The 17,589-nt window shown below is 59.4% G+C and carries 10 protein-coding genes and 2 tRNA genes; 7 read left to right on the forward strand and 5 right to left on the reverse strand.

Annotation, left to right across the window (positions count from 1 at the left end):
* Positions 1-102: 102 nt before the first annotated feature.
* From H8B14_RS07160 to H8B14_RS07180, 5 genes are all read left to right on the forward strand, one after another.
* Complete coding sequence (locus tag H8B14_RS07160; RefSeq protein WP_187314931.1) at positions 103-1,095, forward strand: YihY/virulence factor BrkB family protein; 993 nt, start codon at positions 103-105, stop codon at positions 1,093-1,095.
* Positions 1,096-1,228: 133 nt separating this feature from the next.
* Positions 1,229-1,315: transfer RNA gene (locus H8B14_RS07165), tRNA-Ser, on the forward strand.
* A 41-nt stretch (positions 1,316-1,356) separates the two neighbouring features.
* Positions 1,357-1,441, forward strand: a tRNA-Ser gene (locus H8B14_RS07170).
* 882 nt (positions 1,442-2,323) lie between these two features.
* Entirely contained in the window at positions 2,324-4,669 is a 2,346-nt protein-coding gene (locus H8B14_RS07175; RefSeq protein ID WP_187314932.1) for a fibronectin type III domain-containing protein, read from the forward strand.
* 216 nt (positions 4,670-4,885) lie between these two features.
* Positions 4,886-6,154 (forward strand): zinc dependent phospholipase C family protein, encoded by a 1,269-nt coding sequence (locus tag H8B14_RS07180; RefSeq protein ID WP_187314933.1) that lies wholly within the window; start codon positions 4,886-4,888, stop codon positions 6,152-6,154.
* A 99-nt stretch (positions 6,155-6,253) separates the two neighbouring features.
* Here H8B14_RS07180 and H8B14_RS07185 read toward each other — a convergent pair whose 3' ends face one another.
* The 4 genes from H8B14_RS07185 to H8B14_RS07200 all read right to left on the reverse strand — a co-directional run bounded on the left by H8B14_RS07185 (position 6,254) and on the right by H8B14_RS07200 (position 12,420).
* Positions 6,254-6,439 (reverse strand): hypothetical protein, encoded by a 186-nt coding sequence (locus H8B14_RS07185; protein ID WP_187314934.1) that lies wholly within the window; start codon positions 6,437-6,439, stop codon positions 6,254-6,256.
* A gap of 182 nt (positions 6,440-6,621) precedes the next feature.
* A complete protein-coding gene (locus H8B14_RS07190) occupies positions 6,622-8,025 on the reverse strand; it encodes a TolC family protein (RefSeq protein ID WP_187314935.1) in 1,404 nt (467 codons plus the stop codon).
* A gap of 47 nt (positions 8,026-8,072) precedes the next feature.
* Positions 8,073-11,156 carry an efflux RND transporter permease subunit gene (locus tag H8B14_RS07195; RefSeq protein ID WP_187314936.1) on the reverse strand — a complete coding sequence of 1,028 codons (3,084 nt, stop codon included), beginning with the start codon at positions 11,154-11,156 and terminating at the stop codon, positions 8,073-8,075.
* An 88-nt stretch (positions 11,157-11,244) separates the two neighbouring features.
* Entirely contained in the window at positions 11,245-12,420 is a 1,176-nt protein-coding gene (locus H8B14_RS07200) for an efflux RND transporter periplasmic adaptor subunit (RefSeq protein ID WP_187314937.1), read from the reverse strand.
* A gap of 265 nt (positions 12,421-12,685) precedes the next feature.
* Here H8B14_RS07200 and H8B14_RS07205 point away from each other — a divergent pair, with 265 nt between their 5' ends.
* The gene (locus tag H8B14_RS07205; RefSeq protein ID WP_187314938.1) at positions 12,686-13,039 is read left to right on the forward strand and encodes an MGMT family protein; all 354 of its coding nucleotides are present in this window, start codon (positions 12,686-12,688) and stop codon (positions 13,037-13,039) included.
* Positions 13,040-13,044: 5 nt separating this feature from the next.
* Here H8B14_RS07205 and H8B14_RS07210 read toward each other — a convergent pair whose 3' ends face one another.
* Positions 13,045-14,436: a hypothetical protein gene (locus tag H8B14_RS07210; protein ID WP_187314939.1), complete on the reverse strand. Its 1,392-nt coding sequence runs from the start codon at positions 14,434-14,436 to the stop codon at positions 13,045-13,047.
* 204 nt (positions 14,437-14,640) lie between these two features.
* Between H8B14_RS07210 and H8B14_RS07215 the strand changes: the two genes are divergently transcribed.
* Complete coding sequence (locus H8B14_RS07215) at positions 14,641-17,439, forward strand: TonB-dependent receptor (RefSeq protein ID WP_187314940.1); 2,799 nt, start codon at positions 14,641-14,643, stop codon at positions 17,437-17,439.
* Positions 17,440-17,589: the final 150 nt, after the last annotated feature.

A 17,589-nucleotide genomic window follows, 5' to 3' on the forward strand; every position in this document is an offset into this window, starting at 1 on the left:
GTCGAAGCATCTCTACCGCTTCGTTGCGATGGTAAGAAGTAGTAATCAGTAGAGATGCTTCGACTTCGTTCAGCATGACGGCCCTTTAATTATCTTCCATCCATGCGCCTGCCCACCCGCCGCTACCACTTGCCCGATGTACGCCGCCGCCGGTCGTACCGCCAGGCCATAGTGTTTCTGAAGCGGCTGCGCTTTGCCGGCGGCCGGGCCTCGGTGTATGATGTAGTGGACCGGCTGATGCAGGAAATCCGGCTGGACGGCATTGCCAAGCGGGCGTCGTACATGGCGTTCAACTTCACCATTGCCATCTTCCCCACCATCATCTTCCTGTTCACACTTATTCCTTACGTCCCGATTCCGAACCTGAATCTGGACATCCTACAGTTCCTCTCCGACCTGATTCCACGGGAGATGTACCTGGCCATTTCAGGCACCATCGAGGACATTGTGAACATTCCGCACGGTGGCTTGCTGTCATTTGGTTTTGCCACGGCCTTAGTGCTCAGCTCCAACGGCATCATGGCCCTGCTCGACGCGTTTGAGAAAAAGTATCCGTCGTTCAAGAAGCGCACCTACGTGCGTAAGCGCGTCATTGCTACGCTGCTGACGGTGGTGCTGTCGTCGGTGCTGCTGGTGTCAGTGGTGGGTATCTTCTTCGGTACCTACATTATTGACGCGCTGGTGTTCCACGAAATCGTGCCCGAGCAATACACAGCCGAAATGATTACGGTCATCAAATACGGGTCGGTGGTGGGGCTGTTTCTGCTCACTACCTGCCTGGTGTACTACTACGTGCCACCCGTGCACGACAAGTGGCCGTTTCTGTCGGCCGGGGCCGTGGTGGCTACGCTGCTTATTTTCCTGGTGTCATTTCTGTTCATTCTCTACATCAAGATATTCGATTCCTACAACCACTTTTATGGGTCGGTGGGTACGCTCGTCGGGTTTATGGTGTGGCTGGATTTCGTGTGCATGACCCTGATTCTGGGTTTTGAAATCAATGTCAGCATCGATGCCGTGACCGGACGGTTGCGCAACGGCCCGGCCGGTCTGCGCCTGATGAACCGCCTGCGCAAACAGGAGGCAAAAAATTAGCGCCTGATAATCAGCGGAGAACCTAGCCGCAAGTGGGAGCGGAGGTGGTTTTTAGAAAAATAAATCAGCAAAAGTTGTGATGGGCGGGCGACGCTGCTACTTTTGTCGTCCCAAACCACTCAGTTTGGACCCCAGAGAGGTGGCAGAGTGGTCGAATGCGACGGATTCGAAATCCGTTATACCTGCAAGGGTATCGGGGGTTCGAATCCCCCCCTCTCTACATTACCCAGTGAATACAGTACGTTAGCTTACACCAAATACAGAGGAGTGGCAGAGTGGTCGATTGCGGCGGTCTTGAAAACCGTTGAGGGTTAAACCTCCGGGGGTTCGAATCCCTCCTCCTCTGCAAATTGAAAGTGCGAAACCCCCTTGGCTGCTGCCAAGGGGGTTTTTATTTTGCGCCCGGCGCACAGTCAGCCACCGGATTACCGGATATAAGCTTTATAAGAAAAGTCAGTCTGCCATCCTGCTACCAGCCGTAGCGCCAAACCTGATACAGCACGAAGCCTGCCAGCCCTACCAGTAGCAGCAAGGCCAATAGGGTTTCCCGTCGTAGTCGGGGACCCGAGGAAGGATGTCGTTTTCGTTGACGACGGGCGTGTCGGGTGGTAGTGTCCTTTGCCATGGCGGGCGGGTAAGTGGTTGAGGCTCAACAGCAACTACGTACTACCGTCTGCTGATAGATTTAGCTTGCGGGCAGCTACCACGAGGGCTCTGGCTGCAGCTAGGCCCGCGAAGAGCGTGTATCAGCACAACGCTGGTGTTTTCCGAGGAGTGGTGGAAGTAGTGGTTGCGTTGCGGATACTGCTGGCGACTATATGAGGGCAGATGTTCCAGGACTACTCACAGCCGAGTGGCTAGCATATAGCTGGCAATCAGAGCAGCAGCTGGCAGCCGGCTTGGTAGTAAAATGGATGTATTGATTTGGATTGCTGCTATCTGCTAGTATATTTCCTTCGCTCTACATGCTGCAATTGCCAGACAAACAGAGTCATAAATTCAGTCCGGCTTATTTTTCTCTCACTTTTCAGGTTAATCCATGCAGAAACTTCTACCCATTATTCGCCGTGCACGCCGTGGCTGGCGCCAACTCGCCGTAGCAGCTGGTAGTCTGGTGCTGTCTGCTTTAAGTCCGAGCCAGGCATGCGCTCAAGTGGATGCCTATCAGTTTGCGGCTACTGCAGGCACTTATGCCCCTTTGCCAGGCACAGCGTCCGTTGCTACTGCAGTGCAAAACGATGATGCTATTTCCACTGCGCTGCCTATTGGCTTCTCGTTTTCCTTCGACGGAATCCCATATACCAATGTGTACGCTAGTTCTAACGGCTTTTTGTCGTTTAATAGCAGCGCTACCAGCAACCTGTCCAACAACCTGACAACCGGCGGTGGCGCCGGCCAGCTGCCGCTACTGGCCCCGCTATGGGACGATTTAGGTGGGGAACTGGCCAGCAGTGCCGCCCGCTACCAAACCACGGGCTCTGCGCCCAATCGGGTATTCACGTTTGAATGGCTGAATTGGTCGTGGAATTACAACGCCACGACGGCAGTAATATCGTTTCAGGTAAAGCTCTACGAGACGTCCAACCGGATAGAGTTTGTGTATCGTCCTGAGGGCGGGGCAGTGAATTCGGCTTCTGCGTCCATTGGTATTGCCGGCACGGGCACGCCTGTGCCGTTCCTATCGGTGGCTAGTACCAGTGCTTCTCCAACGGTTAGCTCGGCTACTGAAACCAACACCATCAGCGCGCTGCCAGCAGCCGGCCAGATCTATGCATTTAGTCCTCCGCTGGCTACTGGCTGCCCTACGCCCCGCAACCTTGCCGTAACCAGTACTACGGCTACTTCGGCGGTGGTTACCTGGAGCGTCATTGGCGGCGGTGGTACGTTTTCCATCAACTACGGCCCCACCGGCTTCATCCCCGGCACGGGCGGGCAAACAATAACCAGCACCGGCACCTCCGTGACTATTCCGGGTCTGGCGGCTAGTACAAATTACCAGTTCTACGTTACGCAGCTTTGCTCGGGCAGCACTTCCAGCCGCTCCAACGTAGGCACCTTCCGCACGGATTGCGTAACGCCGACCTATGCTACGCTGCCATTTAGCGAGACATTCGAGAACACCTGGCTTAGCCGTTGCGCCACGCGCGACGTGCCCGGCAACAACTGGCGCAACACGCCACTGACGGGCAACAACTCCTGGCGGCGTGAGGATGACGGAGCAGCTGGCAACTGGGGCTCGCCTACCAGCTACGCCTACACGCCCACTGGCAGCCAGAGCAGCGCCCACTCGGCCCGCTTCCACAGCGGCAGCGCCAGCGCTGGCCTGATCGGCACTATGGACCTGTACGTGAATCTGAGCGGCGCCGGAGCTCGGGAACTGTCGTTCGACTACATCAATACCACGGGTTCTGACTCGCTGACGGTGCAGATTTCTACGAACGGCGGCGCCACCTTTGGGCCGCTGCTGCTGCGCCTGGGAAGCGCCGCCGGCGGCTTCCGCGCCCAGACATTGGCCTTGGCCAGCACGTCGGCTACTACTGTGATTCGCTTCCGCGCCCGTGCTGACTTCGGCTCGACGGATATTGGCCTCGACAACGTCACGATTTCTTCCTGCCCACGTGTCAGCAATGTGGCCGTGAGCAATATTACGGGCAATACGGCCACGGTTACTTTCACGCCGGTAGCGGGCTCGGGAGGCTACACGGTGGTGGCTACGCCAACTACCGGTCCGGCAGTCACGGCTACGGGCAGCAACTCACCGATCCAACTTACGGGGCTGCAGGGGCTGATGCAATACACAGTGGGCGTGACGAGCAACTGCGGCGCAGGCCAGTCGTCGGCTCCCGTAACAGCCACTTTCACTACGCTGCTGCCGCCTATTTCCAACGACGAGCCGTGCACAGCTACGGCGCTGCCAGCCAATGGCACCGCCCTAACGACTTCCAACCTGGGGGCTACGGCCTCAACGGCCAACGGCTACGCCAATCCGGGTTGCTCGCCTGCCGCCAACCCTAAAGACGTGTGGTTTTCATTCGTGGCTCCCAGCAACGGACCCCGCACGCTGGTCGTGACGGGGGCTGCCGCTGGCCAGGTACGTTTGTTTTCAGCCACATCCTGCAACGGTCCGTTCACGCAGCTGGCCTGCCGAGCCAGTACCGGCTCTGGCACGGCCGCCGGCCCGCTGCCAGTGCCTTCGCTCACGATTGGTGCTACGTACTACGTTTCGGTGTCGGGCTACGGCTCCAGCGATACACAAGGCACCTTCACTATTGCGCTAACTTCTACACTAAGCACAGGGCTTGGCCAGCTGCCCGGCGGCGAGGTGAGTGTATTCCCAACACCACACCAGAATGGCCCGCTTACGCTGCGCCTGCGCGGTGTGGAAGCCAGTGTATCGGTAGTGCACGTGGCGCTGCACAACGCGCTGGGCCAGCAAGTGATGCAGCAGCAGTTGGCTGCCCGGGGTGGAATGCTGGAGCAGCAGCTGCCTGTGCAGGAGCTGGCTAAAGGCTTCTACACGCTGCGAATACAGGTGGGAGCACACACCCTAACGCGCAAAGTAGTACTGGAATAGCTGGCCTTTTCGTAAGGTAGATTTGCCGTGCACTGTCAGGTAAAGAGGGCCAAACCCGCGTTTGGCCCTCTTTTCTTGTTTTTGTACTGTGGCGGTTCACTATTGCGCGGGTGCGGGCAAGCACCACAGTACAACCCCGGCCTGAGTGGCGCGTAGATGCAATGCTTTCCGATGCAGGGTGCTGTGCCCGGCCTTCGCTCAGCGTTTCTGCTTCCTATGCTAAAATGGCTACTCGGGATTCTGGTGCTTCTGGCGCTGTCTCCCTCTTCCGCATCCGCCTACTCGGTGCTTACGCATCAAGCCAACATCGATTCTACCTGGTCGCGCTGCCTGATGCCGATGCTGCAGAAGCGCTACCCGGGGGCCACTGAAGAGCAGCTCATCGAGGCCAAAAGCTACGCCTACGGCGGCTCTATCATTCAGGATATGGGCTTTTACCCATTCGGCTCAAAGCTGTTCACGAACATGACGCATTATGTGCGCAGCGGCGATTTTGTGCGCAACCTGCTGGACGAGGCACACGGCCGCAACGAATACGCCTTTGCCCTGGGTGCCCTGTCGCACTACACGGCCGATGTTATCGGCCATCCGGAAGGCACCAACAAAGCCATGGCCTCCGTTTACCCCGACCTGCGCCGCAAATTCGGCACGGAAATCAGCTATGAGGAAGCCCCAGTGCAGCATACGCAGCTGGAATTTGCCTTTGATGTGGTGCAGCTGGCCGCCGGCCGCTACCGCACCGCCGACTACCAGCGCTACATCGGGTTTCAGGTAAGCAAGCCAGTGCTGGAGCGAGCCTTCCTCAAAACGTATGGCTTGGAACTGGGCAAAGTAATCTTCAATGTAGATCTGGCCGTCAGCTCGTTTCGGTTTGCGGTGCGCAGCCTGATTCCGATTGCCAGCCGGGCGGCGTGGCAGTCGCAGAAAAAGGAAATCCGCCGCCTCAGCCCCCAAGCCCGCCGCCGCGAGTACATCTACGACCAGAGTGAGCAGGAGTACCGGGCGCAATATGGCACCGACTATCAGAAGCCCGGCACGGGTGCCCGCCTGTTGTCATACTTCGTGCGGGTGCTCCCCAAGGTTGGCCCGCTAGAGCCGTTTGCTTTCAAGCTGCCAACTCCGGAAGCCCAGACATTATTTCGGGCGAGCTTCCGCAACGTCATGGTAAATTACTGCCGCCACGTAGAGGCCGAGCCGACTGATACGCTTACAGCGTCTAGGCAGGTGCTGCCCAACACAGACTTTGATACGGGCCGCCCCACAGCAATAGGCGAGTACGAGCTAACCGACGAAGCTTACGGCGAATGGGTGCGCAAGCTGGCCGACAGTAAGTTTGAGGGCCTGACGGCTCCGGTGAAGCAGAATATCCTTGCATTTTTTGGCCCGGCTTCCAAAGAGCCAGTCAATACGGAAGAGAAGGAAACGGATACCCGCGCCAAAACTATAGAAGCCTTGGTGCAGCTGAAAGCCACAACCCCGAAGTAGCGCACCATGCAAACCACTGCACCCATAACGCAGTGCGGGCGCAACGCCAAGCCACTAATGGCCTGGCGTTGCGCCCGCACTGCGTTACACTCACTCTGCTTAGTACTGGCGGTAAACCTTGTAGGTGCGGTATACCGGGCGGTGGATTTTGCCGGGCTTCTGCTTGACGGTAGTGCGCAGAATCGGTAACCGAAAAAACGGCTGGGCTGCGACTGTGAATGCCGAGCAAACGCTCAGCACAACAAAAACCAGAATCAGCGAAAGGCGGCAGAGAAGGGCGAACATAGTGCAATAGGTGTGTGGGAGCGAGCTTCCTATCAAGCAGCCCTTGTGGACGTTCCAGCGAGGAAGTACACAAACCTACAGTATCTGTCAGCCCCAAAACGTTGGTTTCGCCGGGCCGGGGTGGTTTGCCCGTCAAACCATGCATTTACCCGACAAAGCCCAGTGACAATCCTAGTGCGTCGTTAGCTGCCTTCCTGCACCAGACCACTGCTTAGGCGGCGCAGTACAATCTCAGCCTGCTTGGCCTGATATCGGATATCAAGCAGCCGTACTTCGGCATCTAGCTGGGTGCGCTGGGCTTCGCGCAGCGCCAGCGGCACTAGTAAGCCCAGGCGGTAGCGCTCCAGGGCAATAGCCACATTCTCGCGGGCCAGCAGGATGTTGGCTTCCTCCAGCTCCAGCAGCTGCAAACGGTTCTGATACTGGGCGTAAGCCTGCTCGGCTTCGGCTTCCAGCTGCAGCTGCGTCTGGCCCAGCAGCAAGTTGCTGCGTTCCTCGCCGATGCGGGCATTCTGCTCTAAACGGTTGCGGTTGAATCCGTCGAAGATGGGAATAGTGGCCACTACGCCGTAATTGAGGCCATAAGTACGGCCCGTGTTGGTTACAAGCTGAGTACCGAAAAAGGCGGCTCCGTTGATATTGCGGTTGTAGCCATAGCCAGTGGTAAGGCCGATCTGTGGGAAGCGCGAGGCGCGCACCAGCTTTCGGTCGTAGGTGGCAATTTCGGTGTTGAGGCGGGCCTGCTGCAGCCGCGGGTTGCTTTGCTGAATGGCCTGCGCTACGCCTTCGCGGCTTAGGTTGGTAGCCACCACAATAGAGTCGGCGGGGCGAAAGTTGAGGCGTGGGGCGCGGCCCAGCAGGTTGTTGAGGTTGATTTTAGCGGTCTGCAGTGCTTCCTGCTGCTGAATCAGCAACGAGCGGTCAGCATTGTAATCGACGCGGGCTGTCAGCACTTCCACTTTAGCGCTTACGCCTACATCCACCCGGGCCTGTGTCAGGTCGATGCGGGCCTGCCCGATTTTCAGGGCTTCTTCGCTGGCTTTAATTTTTCCGGACTCACGCACCACCACATAATATGCGTCGGTGATGTTGGCTACCGTTTCCTCTACCGTGGCGCGGGTAAGCTGGCGCTGGCTTTGCTCCAAGGATTTCAGCCGATCATAGGCGATGAACATGCCCAGGCCATCAAAAATGGTCCAAGTAGCAGCCACGTTGGCGTTGAGTAGGTTGGACTGCGCGCCGTTGGCAATACTGGCCTCAGGCCGCGCCGACGACTCCTGCCGCACGTTGTTGCGGTTGAAGTTGCGGGTCAGGTTGCCGTTCACTACCGGCAGCTGGCCGGCGTTGCCGCGGGTTACGTTGTTTTCAGAAATGCGCTCATCCTGCCGCGAAACCCGAATGTCGTAGTTGTTTTCCAGACCCAGCCGAATGGCCTCGGCCAGCGTGAGCGGCGGCGCATCGGCCACAGTTTCCGGCTTTTCTGTCTGCGGCTTGCTGGCTGGCTGCTTGGAAGGCAAAACCGGCTGTTGCGCCAGCACCGGCAGGGGCAGAGCCAGCAGAAAAGTGAAAAGGAAGGAGCGGGACATGAAGTGCATCAACTGGAAAGAAAATCGGAAGCAGGCAATGGCTGCAATCAGGCCGTAACGGCCTTCTTTTTGGCGGCCTCCTGCTTCTGGCTGTGCTTTTTGGCCGTAGCGAAATACGAGTACATAACGGGCACTACGTACAGCGTGAGGCCGGTGGCGAAGAACAGGCCGCCCACCACGCCAATACCCATGGCCCGGCGGCTCAGGGCGCCGGCACCCGTGGCAATGGCAATTGGCAGAATACCCAGAATGGCGCACAGGCTGGTCATCAGAATGGGGCGGAAACGGGCCGTGGCGCCTTCAATCAGGCCGGTCATATAGTCTTTGCCATTCTCCACCTGCTGGTTGGCAAACTCCACAATGAGGATGCCGTTTTTGGTCACGAGACCCACCAGCATGATGATGCCGATCTGCGAAAACAGGTTCAGCGTCTGGTTGAAGTACCACAAGCTCAGCAAGGCGCCGGACAGCGCCAGTGGCACTGTCACCATAATGATGACCGGGTCGCGGAAGCTTTCAAACTGCGCGGCCAGTACCAGATAAATCAGCACCAACGCCAGCCCAAAGGCAAACACCAGCGACGATGAGCTTTCCTGAAAGTCGCGCGAGGCGCCCGACAGCTCGGTGGTGAACGTGTCGTCGAGGTTCTTTTCGGCCAGGCCCTGCATAACGGCAATACCTTCGCCGAGGGTCTTGCCTGGGGCCAGAGAGGCTGAGAAGGTGGCCGAGTTGTAGCGGTTGAAGCGGTAAAGCTGGGGCGGTGTGCTGCTTTCCGTGAGGCGAATCACGTTGTCGAGCTGCACTAGCTGGCCTTCATTGTTTTTCACTGACAGCAGGCGTACATCCAGCGGCTGGTTGCGGTCTTCGCGCGCTACCTGCCCGATAATCTGGTACTGCTTGCCTTCCCGGATGAAGTAGCCGAAACGCTGTCCGCTCAGGCCCGACTGCAGCGTCTGGCTGATGCTCTGCACCGATACGCCCAGGCTCTGCGCCTTTTCACGGTCAATGTTCACGCGCAGCTCGGGCTTGTTGAACTTCAGGTTGACATCCACAAACTGAAACGTGGGGTCCTGGCGGGCAGCATCCAGGAACTTGGGCACCGCCGCGCGCAGCTTTTCAAAGTCCTGAGTCTGGATAACGAACTGCACGGGCAAGCCGCCACCTCCACCGCCAATACTCTGGTCCTGCGACACCGAGGTGCGGGCGGCCGTCAGCTTTTTCACGCCGGAGCTTAGGCCGGCCGCAATCTGGTCCTGAGTGCGGGGGCGCTCTTCGGCCTCCAGCAGCAGTACCCGCGCAATGCCGGAGTTGGAGCCACCTCCGAAGCCTGGGGAAGTCACGGCAAATACGCTGCTCAGGTTGGAGCCAGCCGAGTCCATGGCCATCTTGGTAAGCTGGTTCATGTAGGCATCCATGTACTCAAACGAGGCGCCTTCCGGACCAGTAGCATTGATGTTGACGCGGCTCCGGTCTTCCACCGGTGCCAACTCCGACGGAATGACTTTCATGAAAAACCAGATGCCCACGCCCGTGCCCACTACCACCAGCCAGGCTAGCCAGCGGTTGCGCAGGAATGTTTGCAGGCTGCTCTGATACCCTCCAATCATCTTCTCGAAGAAAGGCTCGGTTTTGCGGTAAAACCAGTTGTGCTTTTCCTGGCGCTTCAGCAGCACCGAGCACATCATGGGCGTGAGCGTGAGCGACACAAACGCTGAAATCAGCACCGAACCGGCTACCACAATGCCGAACTCCCGGAACAGACGCCCGGTAATACCGGTCAGGAATACCACCGGCAGAAATACCGCCGCCAGCACCACCGTGGTGCTGACAACGGCCATCAGAATTTCCTCGGAACCTTTAATGGCGGCCGTTTTGGGATCTTCGCCTTCCTCGATGCGCGAGTAGATATTTTCCAGCACCACAATGGCGTCGTCTACCACCAGGCCAATAGCAAGCACCACGGCCAGCAGCGTCAGCACGTTGATGGAGAAATCGAGCAGGTACATCACGAAGAAAATACCCACCAACGACACCGGAATGGCCACCACCGGAATCAGCGTAGAGCGCCAGTCGCGCAGAAACAGGAAGATGATAATTACCACCAGCACAAAGGCCTCGATGATGGTGTGCTCCACTTCCTCAATGGATTTGCGGATAAACACTGAGTTGTCGAAGCCGGGCTTGAGCACCAGGTCTTTGGGCAGGTCCTTGCCATACAGCGCAATCCGCTCATTAAACTCGTCGGCAATGTCAATCTGGTTGGAGCCCGGCTGCGGAATGACGGCCAGTCCCACCATCGGCACGCCGTTTACCTTGAAAATCGTCTGGTCGTTTTCGGGGTACAATTCGGCGTAGCCGATGTCGGACAACCGCACCAGGGAAGAAGCGTCTTTGCGGATAATCAGGTTGTTGAAGTCGGCCACCGACGTCAGGCGTCCCATGGTGCGCAGCGTGAGCTGGGTGTTCTGGCCCTGCACCGAGCCGCTGGGCAGCTCCACGTTTTCGCGGGTGAGGGCGGCCTGCACGTCCACGGGGCTCACGCCCAGCGCCGACAGCTTCACGGGGTCCATCCACAGGCGCATGGAGTACTTCCGCTCGCCGTACACGCGCACCTCCGATACGCCCGGAATCGTCTGCAGACGCTCTTTCAGAGTGTTGTTGGCGTAGTCGGTCAGTTCCAGCAGGGTGCGCTTGCTGGAGCTGAGGTAGGTCATGACAATGGGCTGGGAGTCGGCGTTGGCCTTGCTCACGATGGGCGGGTCGATGTCGCGCGGGAGGCGACCCTGCGCACCCGAAACCTTGTCGCGCACATCGTTGGCAGCAGTTTCCAGGTCGGCATCGAGGTCAAACTCCACGGTAATCTGGGTGCGGCCGTCGCGGGAGTTGGAGGTTAGATTCTTGATGCCCGCAATGCCGTTCAGGGCCTCTTCGAGCGGCTCGGTCACCTGGCCCTGCATCACGTCGGCAGAGGCCCCAGTATAGCTGGCCGAAACGGTAATGATGGGCGGGTCCACGCTGGGGTATTCCCGGATGCTGAGGTAGCGAAACCCAATCACGCCGAAAATCACGATGACGAGGCTCATCACAATGGCGAGGACCGGGCGGTTTATACTGGTGCTGGATAAGCTCATGGCGTTGTTTCTCGCAGTGTTTCGCGGTATTGGCGCAGTGTTTCGCAGTGCTCTGGTGTCAGCACACGGCGAGATGCTGCGAGAAAAATTACTTGGTGGCCTTCACCGCGTCGCCGGGCTTCACCTGCAGAATGCCGGTACGAATCACGGAGTCGCCCACGGCCAGGCCGTCGGTGATTTGAATAACCTTATCAGAGCGGATACCAATCTTGACTTTCTTCGGCACCATCTTGCCGGCCTGTACGGTGTACACACTGTAGCCGCTGGCCTCCGGAATAACAGCCTCTGTAGGCACTTGCAGGGCGTCGGTAGATTCGCCGAGCTGCAGGTTCACTTTCACGAAAGCGCCGGGGCGCAGCTCGTTATTCTGGTTAGCGTAGCGGGCACGCACCGGCTGAGTGCGGCTCACGGGGTCAATCTGTGGGTCGATGGCGTAGACTTTGGCGTCGTACTTTTTGTTGGTGCCCTCGTCGGTGATGCTGACCACGTCGCCGACGCGTACCTTGGTGGCAAAGCGGCCCGGCACGGCAAAGTCAATTTTCACGGGGCGCACCCGGGAAAGAGTTGTTATTTCGGAGCCGGGGCTAACGTAAGTGCCCACGGTAGCCGTCGTGAGGCCCAGTACGCCACTGAAGGGCGCCCGCACGTAGGCCCGGTCCAGCGAGGCCTGCAGCGCCTTCAGGTCTGACTGCGCCGTGAGCAACTGGTTGTTGGACTGCTCGTATTCCTGGGCGCTGATGTATTCCTTATCCAGCAGCGTGCGTTGGCGGCGCTCCTGGTCGCGGAACAGCTTGATGTTGTATTGCTGCTTGCGGATGGCGGCCTGCGCTTCGTCGGCGTTGATGCTGAACAGCAGCTGGCCTTTGCTCACCGGCTGGCCTTCCCGGATGTTGAGGCTGGTAATCTTACCCGACAGCTCACTTTTGATAACCACCGATTCATCGGCCAGAATTGAGCCGGTGGCCGCCACCTCGTCGGAGAGGTTGGTGGGCTTCACCACATATACCTGTACCGGGAGGGCGCCACCGCCGCCGCCGGCCCCTTTGCCGCCCTTACCGCCACTCGGGGCCCCTTTGCCACCGCCGGCCGCTCCCTTGCCGCCCCCGCCTTTGGCATCGGCATTAGGAGAGGGGAAGTAGGTTATCTTGATGAAAGCCAACGCGGCAATCAGCACCGCGGCAATCAGCAACCAGCGCAGCCCGTGGCTTTTACCGGTAGTTTCTTCGGCCGCCAGTTCTTCTTGTTCGTGTTCCTGAGTTTGCATAGTTGAGTGTCGGAGATTCTGCCGTTTGCCGCCTATATCTCGTGTGGGCAGGGCAACGGATGACAACGCGAATCAGTTGGCTGAGGTTTACTTCTTCAGGCAACCGGTCTGCGCGGCCATGCGCTTAAGACACCAGAATAGGCCTTGGGTTGCGCCCCACTGGAAATAGTGTCTCGGAAGATTTGCGGATTGATCTGGGCCGGATACCGTATTCGGGTAGCAATGGCGCTATCTTGCCTGGCTTGTTTTCACTTGTTTTCTGCCCATGATTCCGCGCAATCCCACGGAAGCTCACCGTAATTTTTTCCAGGAAGTGCATGAAGTGGTGCGTCTCGTGCCGGCGGGCCGCGTAACCACATACGGCGCTATAGCGCACTACCTGGGCGCACGGCATGGGGCCCGCATGGTGGGCTGGGCCATGATGGCTGCCCACACCGCTGAAGCCTATGTGCCGGCTCACCGCGTCATCAACCGCAACGGCCAGCTCACCGGGCGCCTGCACTTCGCCACGCCCACAGCCATGCAGGAAGCCCTGGAGGCCGAGGGCGTGCGGGTGATAGAGGACGAAGTGCAGGACTTTAAGCGCCTGTTCTGGGACCCGAGCCTGGAGTTGGAATAGCCGCGTTAGTTGGCGGGCTTCTTCTCGCGGGCCTTGATGTGCTTGAGTTGAAACAGGCCTTCTTTGGCGGCCACCGCCTGCACGGTTGGCGCAACGGTGGCGCTGCCCGGGGCGCAGGCCAAGAAGGTCGTAGTCCCGAACAGAGGCATAAACGTGTGGCACTTTTCCTGCTCGCCCTGCATGCAAATCACCATGTCGCGGCGCTTGTCGCGCCAGCTGAAAGCCAGGTATTGGCCCGGCCCCAGTTGGCCCGCCTCTTTGCCGTCCACCAGCACCCGCAGGGGCGCGGCAGGTCCGGCGTCGGCGCGGCGGTACAGGTAGATGGCAGCGGTGTCGGCCGCGGGCGTAAACCCGCCAATACTGGCATGTTGCAGGCTGGTAACCACGCGGCCTGAGGCGAGGCGTAGCTCGTATAGTTGTGGCTGATTGGTGCCGCTGGACGCCAGCGCGGCTCCCATCAGGCCGCCCACCATTGCGCCGGCCAGTACGTTGCCGCCATCGGGCTGCCGGTGCCCCGTGAAGCTGTAGTACTTGTCGGCGGCCTGCAGGGGAAGGTAGCGGCCCTGGAAGAAAATGTAGGCATTCTGGCCGTCGCTCAGGCCCCAGGCCCCCCGTACCAGGCGGCGGGGCTGGTCGTCGCTGAGGTGCAGGTACCAAGCTTCTGCTACTTCCTCGGTACCAGCCCACTGCGCGCCCTTGCGGGTTTTGCGCTGCAGCTCAAACGGGCCGGCCGTGAGCGTGGGCGCGTTCTGGCGGAACTCCTCGAACGACCGGTAGATGCCGCGCTGCAGCGGCTGGGTCTGCACCGGGAAGCGCGGCACCGCGCCCTCTTCGCCGGCCAGCACCTGCGCCCACGTCAGGGTAGGGGCGGAGGTGGGCGGCGCGGCCGCCGCCAGCCGTTGCAGGCCCTGCTGCAGGGCGCGCCGGATGTTGTCGGGGTGCTTGCTGGTCACATCCAGGCCCTTGCCCTCCGCCAGTTCCGACACGCTGAGCAGCAACCGGTAGGTGTCGGGGCCGGTGGCTTCCAGAAAGTCCATTTCCACCTCCGCACTGCCCGTTTCCGACATGGCCGTAATGGTTTCGTGTACGGCCAAGGCATAGATGCGCACTACCAGCGGCCGGGTAGCCGGGCCGGCCGGCAGCGCCTGCCGGAGCATGGGCGTCAGCTCGGTTTCCAGGCTGCCACCCAACGTAGCAGGCACTAAGCGGTTTTCGAGGCCGCGGTGCACACTGCCGATACTGGACCGGTCAGGCCGCGCGTCTACCAGCTTATCGAAGTGGAAGGCCGAGCCGGCGGCCGGCAGTACCTGCTGGGCGAGGCTTATTTCCAGCTTGGTGCTTTGGGAATAGCCAGCCAGTGGCAATACTAACAGGAGAGGTAGGTAAAGAAGCTTCACGAGTGATGAGTGAAAAGCGGGGTAAAGTACAGGCCGGAAAAAGCCGACGATAAATGCCTTCAAATATAGCGGCCGCCGAGTGGCTGACAAGTGCGAAACTGCTTGGCGCAGCAACTTCCCGCAAACCACTGCCTGGCGTTTTCCGGCTCCCCTTCAATCCCTTACCTTTGCTGAGCGTAAATCCCGCGCTTCCTGCTTTCTGGTATGAAACAACCCTTACTGTCTTTATTGTTTGCGTCTCTGGCTGTCGTTTCGGCGGAGGCGCAAAGCACGTTTTCTATTCGGGGCCGGGTGCTCGATAAGCTTACCGGGGAGGGCCTGCCCGGGGCCACGGTCCAGATCAGTGGCAACGGCGTGAACACTGGTGCCGGCACCGAAGTCAACGGCTCTTACACAGTGCCCAACCTCAAGCCTGGTACCTACTCGGTAAAGGCTTCCTTCATTGGCTATAAGATTAGCGAACAGAAAGTCACGATTGGCAGCCAGAACGCCGTGGCTACCTTCTCGCTAAGCTCCGACAACGCCACGCTCAGCGAAGTGCAGGTAGTGGGCTCGCTCGGTATTGCCGTAGAGCGCTCTACGCCGGTGGCCTTCTCGGCCGTGAACGAGGTGAAGCTGCGCGAAACGCTGTCCAACCGCGACTTGCCGCTGATTCTCAACGAAACGCCTGGCGTGTACGCCACGCAAGGCGGTGGCGGTACCGGCGACTCGCGCATCAACATCCGCGGCTTCGACCAGCGCAACGTGGCAGTGATGGTGAACGGCGTGCCCGTGAATGACATGGAAACTGGTCAGGTGTTCTGGTCGAACTGGGATTTGGGCGACGTAACCAAGAGCCTGCAGGTGCAGCGCGGTTTGTCGGCCTCGCGCATTGCGGTGCCTTCGGTGGGCGGCACCATCAACGTGCTGACGCGCGGCTTCGATGACAAACGCAGCATGCTGGGCCGCCTCGAAACCGGCTCCAACAACTACCGCAAAGCCTCGCTGATGCTGAGCAGCGGCACGCTCAAAGGCGACTGGGCCTTCACGTTCTACGGCTCGCGCCGTACCTCCGACGGCTGGGTGACCAACGCCTTCGACGATGCCTGGACCTACTTCGGCAACATCAGCAAAAAGCTGGGCAGCCACCGCCTGTCGCTCACGGGCCTGGGCTCGCCGCAAAGCCACGGCACCCGCTCGTTTCAGTCGCAGGTGGGTTTATACTCGGAGGCTAAAGCGCTGGAACTGGGCGCAACGCCCGTAGCCAACGGCAACAAAGGTTTCAAGTATAACCCGTTCTGGGGCACGCTGCAGCGCTACGAGCGCAACCCCGTAACGCGCCAAATCAGCAATGTGCAGGATACAGAGGTGCTCAACGAGCGCAGCAATTTCTACCACAAGCCCCAGATCAACCTCAACGACTTCTGGCAGGTGAATGACCGGCTGTTCGTGTCGACGGTGGTGTATGCCTCCTACGGGCGCGGCGGCGGCGTAAGCGGCCTGACCAGCGGTAATTCCAGCACTATTAGTACCAGCTCTGCCACCGGCCAGACCGATTTTCAGGGCATCTTCAACCGCAACGCCCGCAACTACGACCTGGTTTCGGTGACCCGCAACCCCGCCACAGGCCGCAATGACACGGTTTTTGGGGAGGGCCGGCGCGCCACTCAGTTCTTGGTGAATAACGTGAACAGCCACCGCTGGTACGGTTTCGTAACCGGCGCCGATTACACGCTCAACGACAAGCTCACGCTGTCGGCCGGCGTGGACGGGCGCACCTACTATGGCCTGCACTACCGCGAAATCCGCGACTTGCTAGGCGGCACCTATGCCCTGAACATTGCCAACCGCAACGAGGCCCCGACTACTCGCCTGGGTATCGGCGACAAAATCAGCTACAACTACGACGGCAAAACCCAGTGGCTGGGTGGCTACGCCCAGTTGGAATACAAAACGCCGGTGCTGTCGGCGGTAGTTAGCGGCACGGTGTCGCGCATCGGCTACAAGCGCTTCGACTACTTCCAGCCCAAAGTGGTAAACGTAGACGGTGCCAACCGGCCCGTAGGCTTCGGCCAGACCTATACCGGCTCCGACGGCCAAGTATACACCAATGCCGACGGCAGCACCGTGGAAACCAACTGGGCCCGCTACACCGGCTACAGCGTGAAAGCCGGCGCCAATTACAACCTCACGGAGTTCAACAACCTGTTTCTGAACGTCGGCTACAATAGCAAGGTGCCGTTCTTCAACCAAGTATACACCACGCAGGGCTTGCTCTACCCCAACGTGCGCCCCGAGGGCATCACGAGCATTGAGCTGGGTTACAGCATCAACTACCCCAGCATGAAGGCCACGCTGAACACGTACTACACGCTGTGGGCCAACAAAGCCACCAACTCGGTGAGCACGGCTACTGGTGAACCGGTGTACAGCTCGGTGCGCAACGTAGATGCCCGCCACATGGGCGTAGAGCTGAGCGTGGCGCAGGAAATCAGCCGCCGCCTGCAGCTCAACGCCGCCATTGCCCTCGGCGACTGGCGCTGGATCGGGGAAGGCCTGCTCAACCAAACCGACGAAGGCGGCAACCCAATTCCCGGCAGCCAGCTCGACCAGCGCGTGTACCTCGACAACACCCACGTGGGCGACGCCGCCCAGAACCAGTTTCAGCTGGGCTTGCGCTACGAGCCTATTCGCGGCTTGTATATTCGGCCGTCGTTTCTGCTGTTCACCAAGTACTACGCCGCTTTCAATCCCGAGAATATCGTGAATCCGGCCACCCGCACCGACTCCTACCGCCTGCCCACCAGCCGCAACCTCGACCTGCACTTCGGCTACGACATCAAGCCGCTGTTTAACGACCGGGTGAAGCTGGGCCTGAAAGCCTCGGTGCTCAACGTGCTGGACGAATATTACTTCACCGACGTATCGAACCGCAACAACTCCAACGTCATCGACCCCAACCTGATTCAGGCCTTCTTCAACCGGGGCCGCACATTCACGGTGGGCTTGTCGGCTACGCTGTAGAGTAGCTGAGTAACTGAGTAATCTGTTCGCAACCAAAAGCGCCGGCCTCTCATGAGGTCGGCGCTTTTGTATTTCAGTGGTTTTTACGTTGCGCTTAAGTGTTCCAGGCCTACCAACGCAAAAGCGCCGGCTTCCAGATGGGGGCCGGCG

Origin of the sequence: Hymenobacter puniceus, assembly GCF_014333525.1 — a bacterium.
Taxonomy (GTDB): Bacteria; Bacteroidota; Bacteroidia; order Cytophagales; family Hymenobacteraceae; genus Hymenobacter.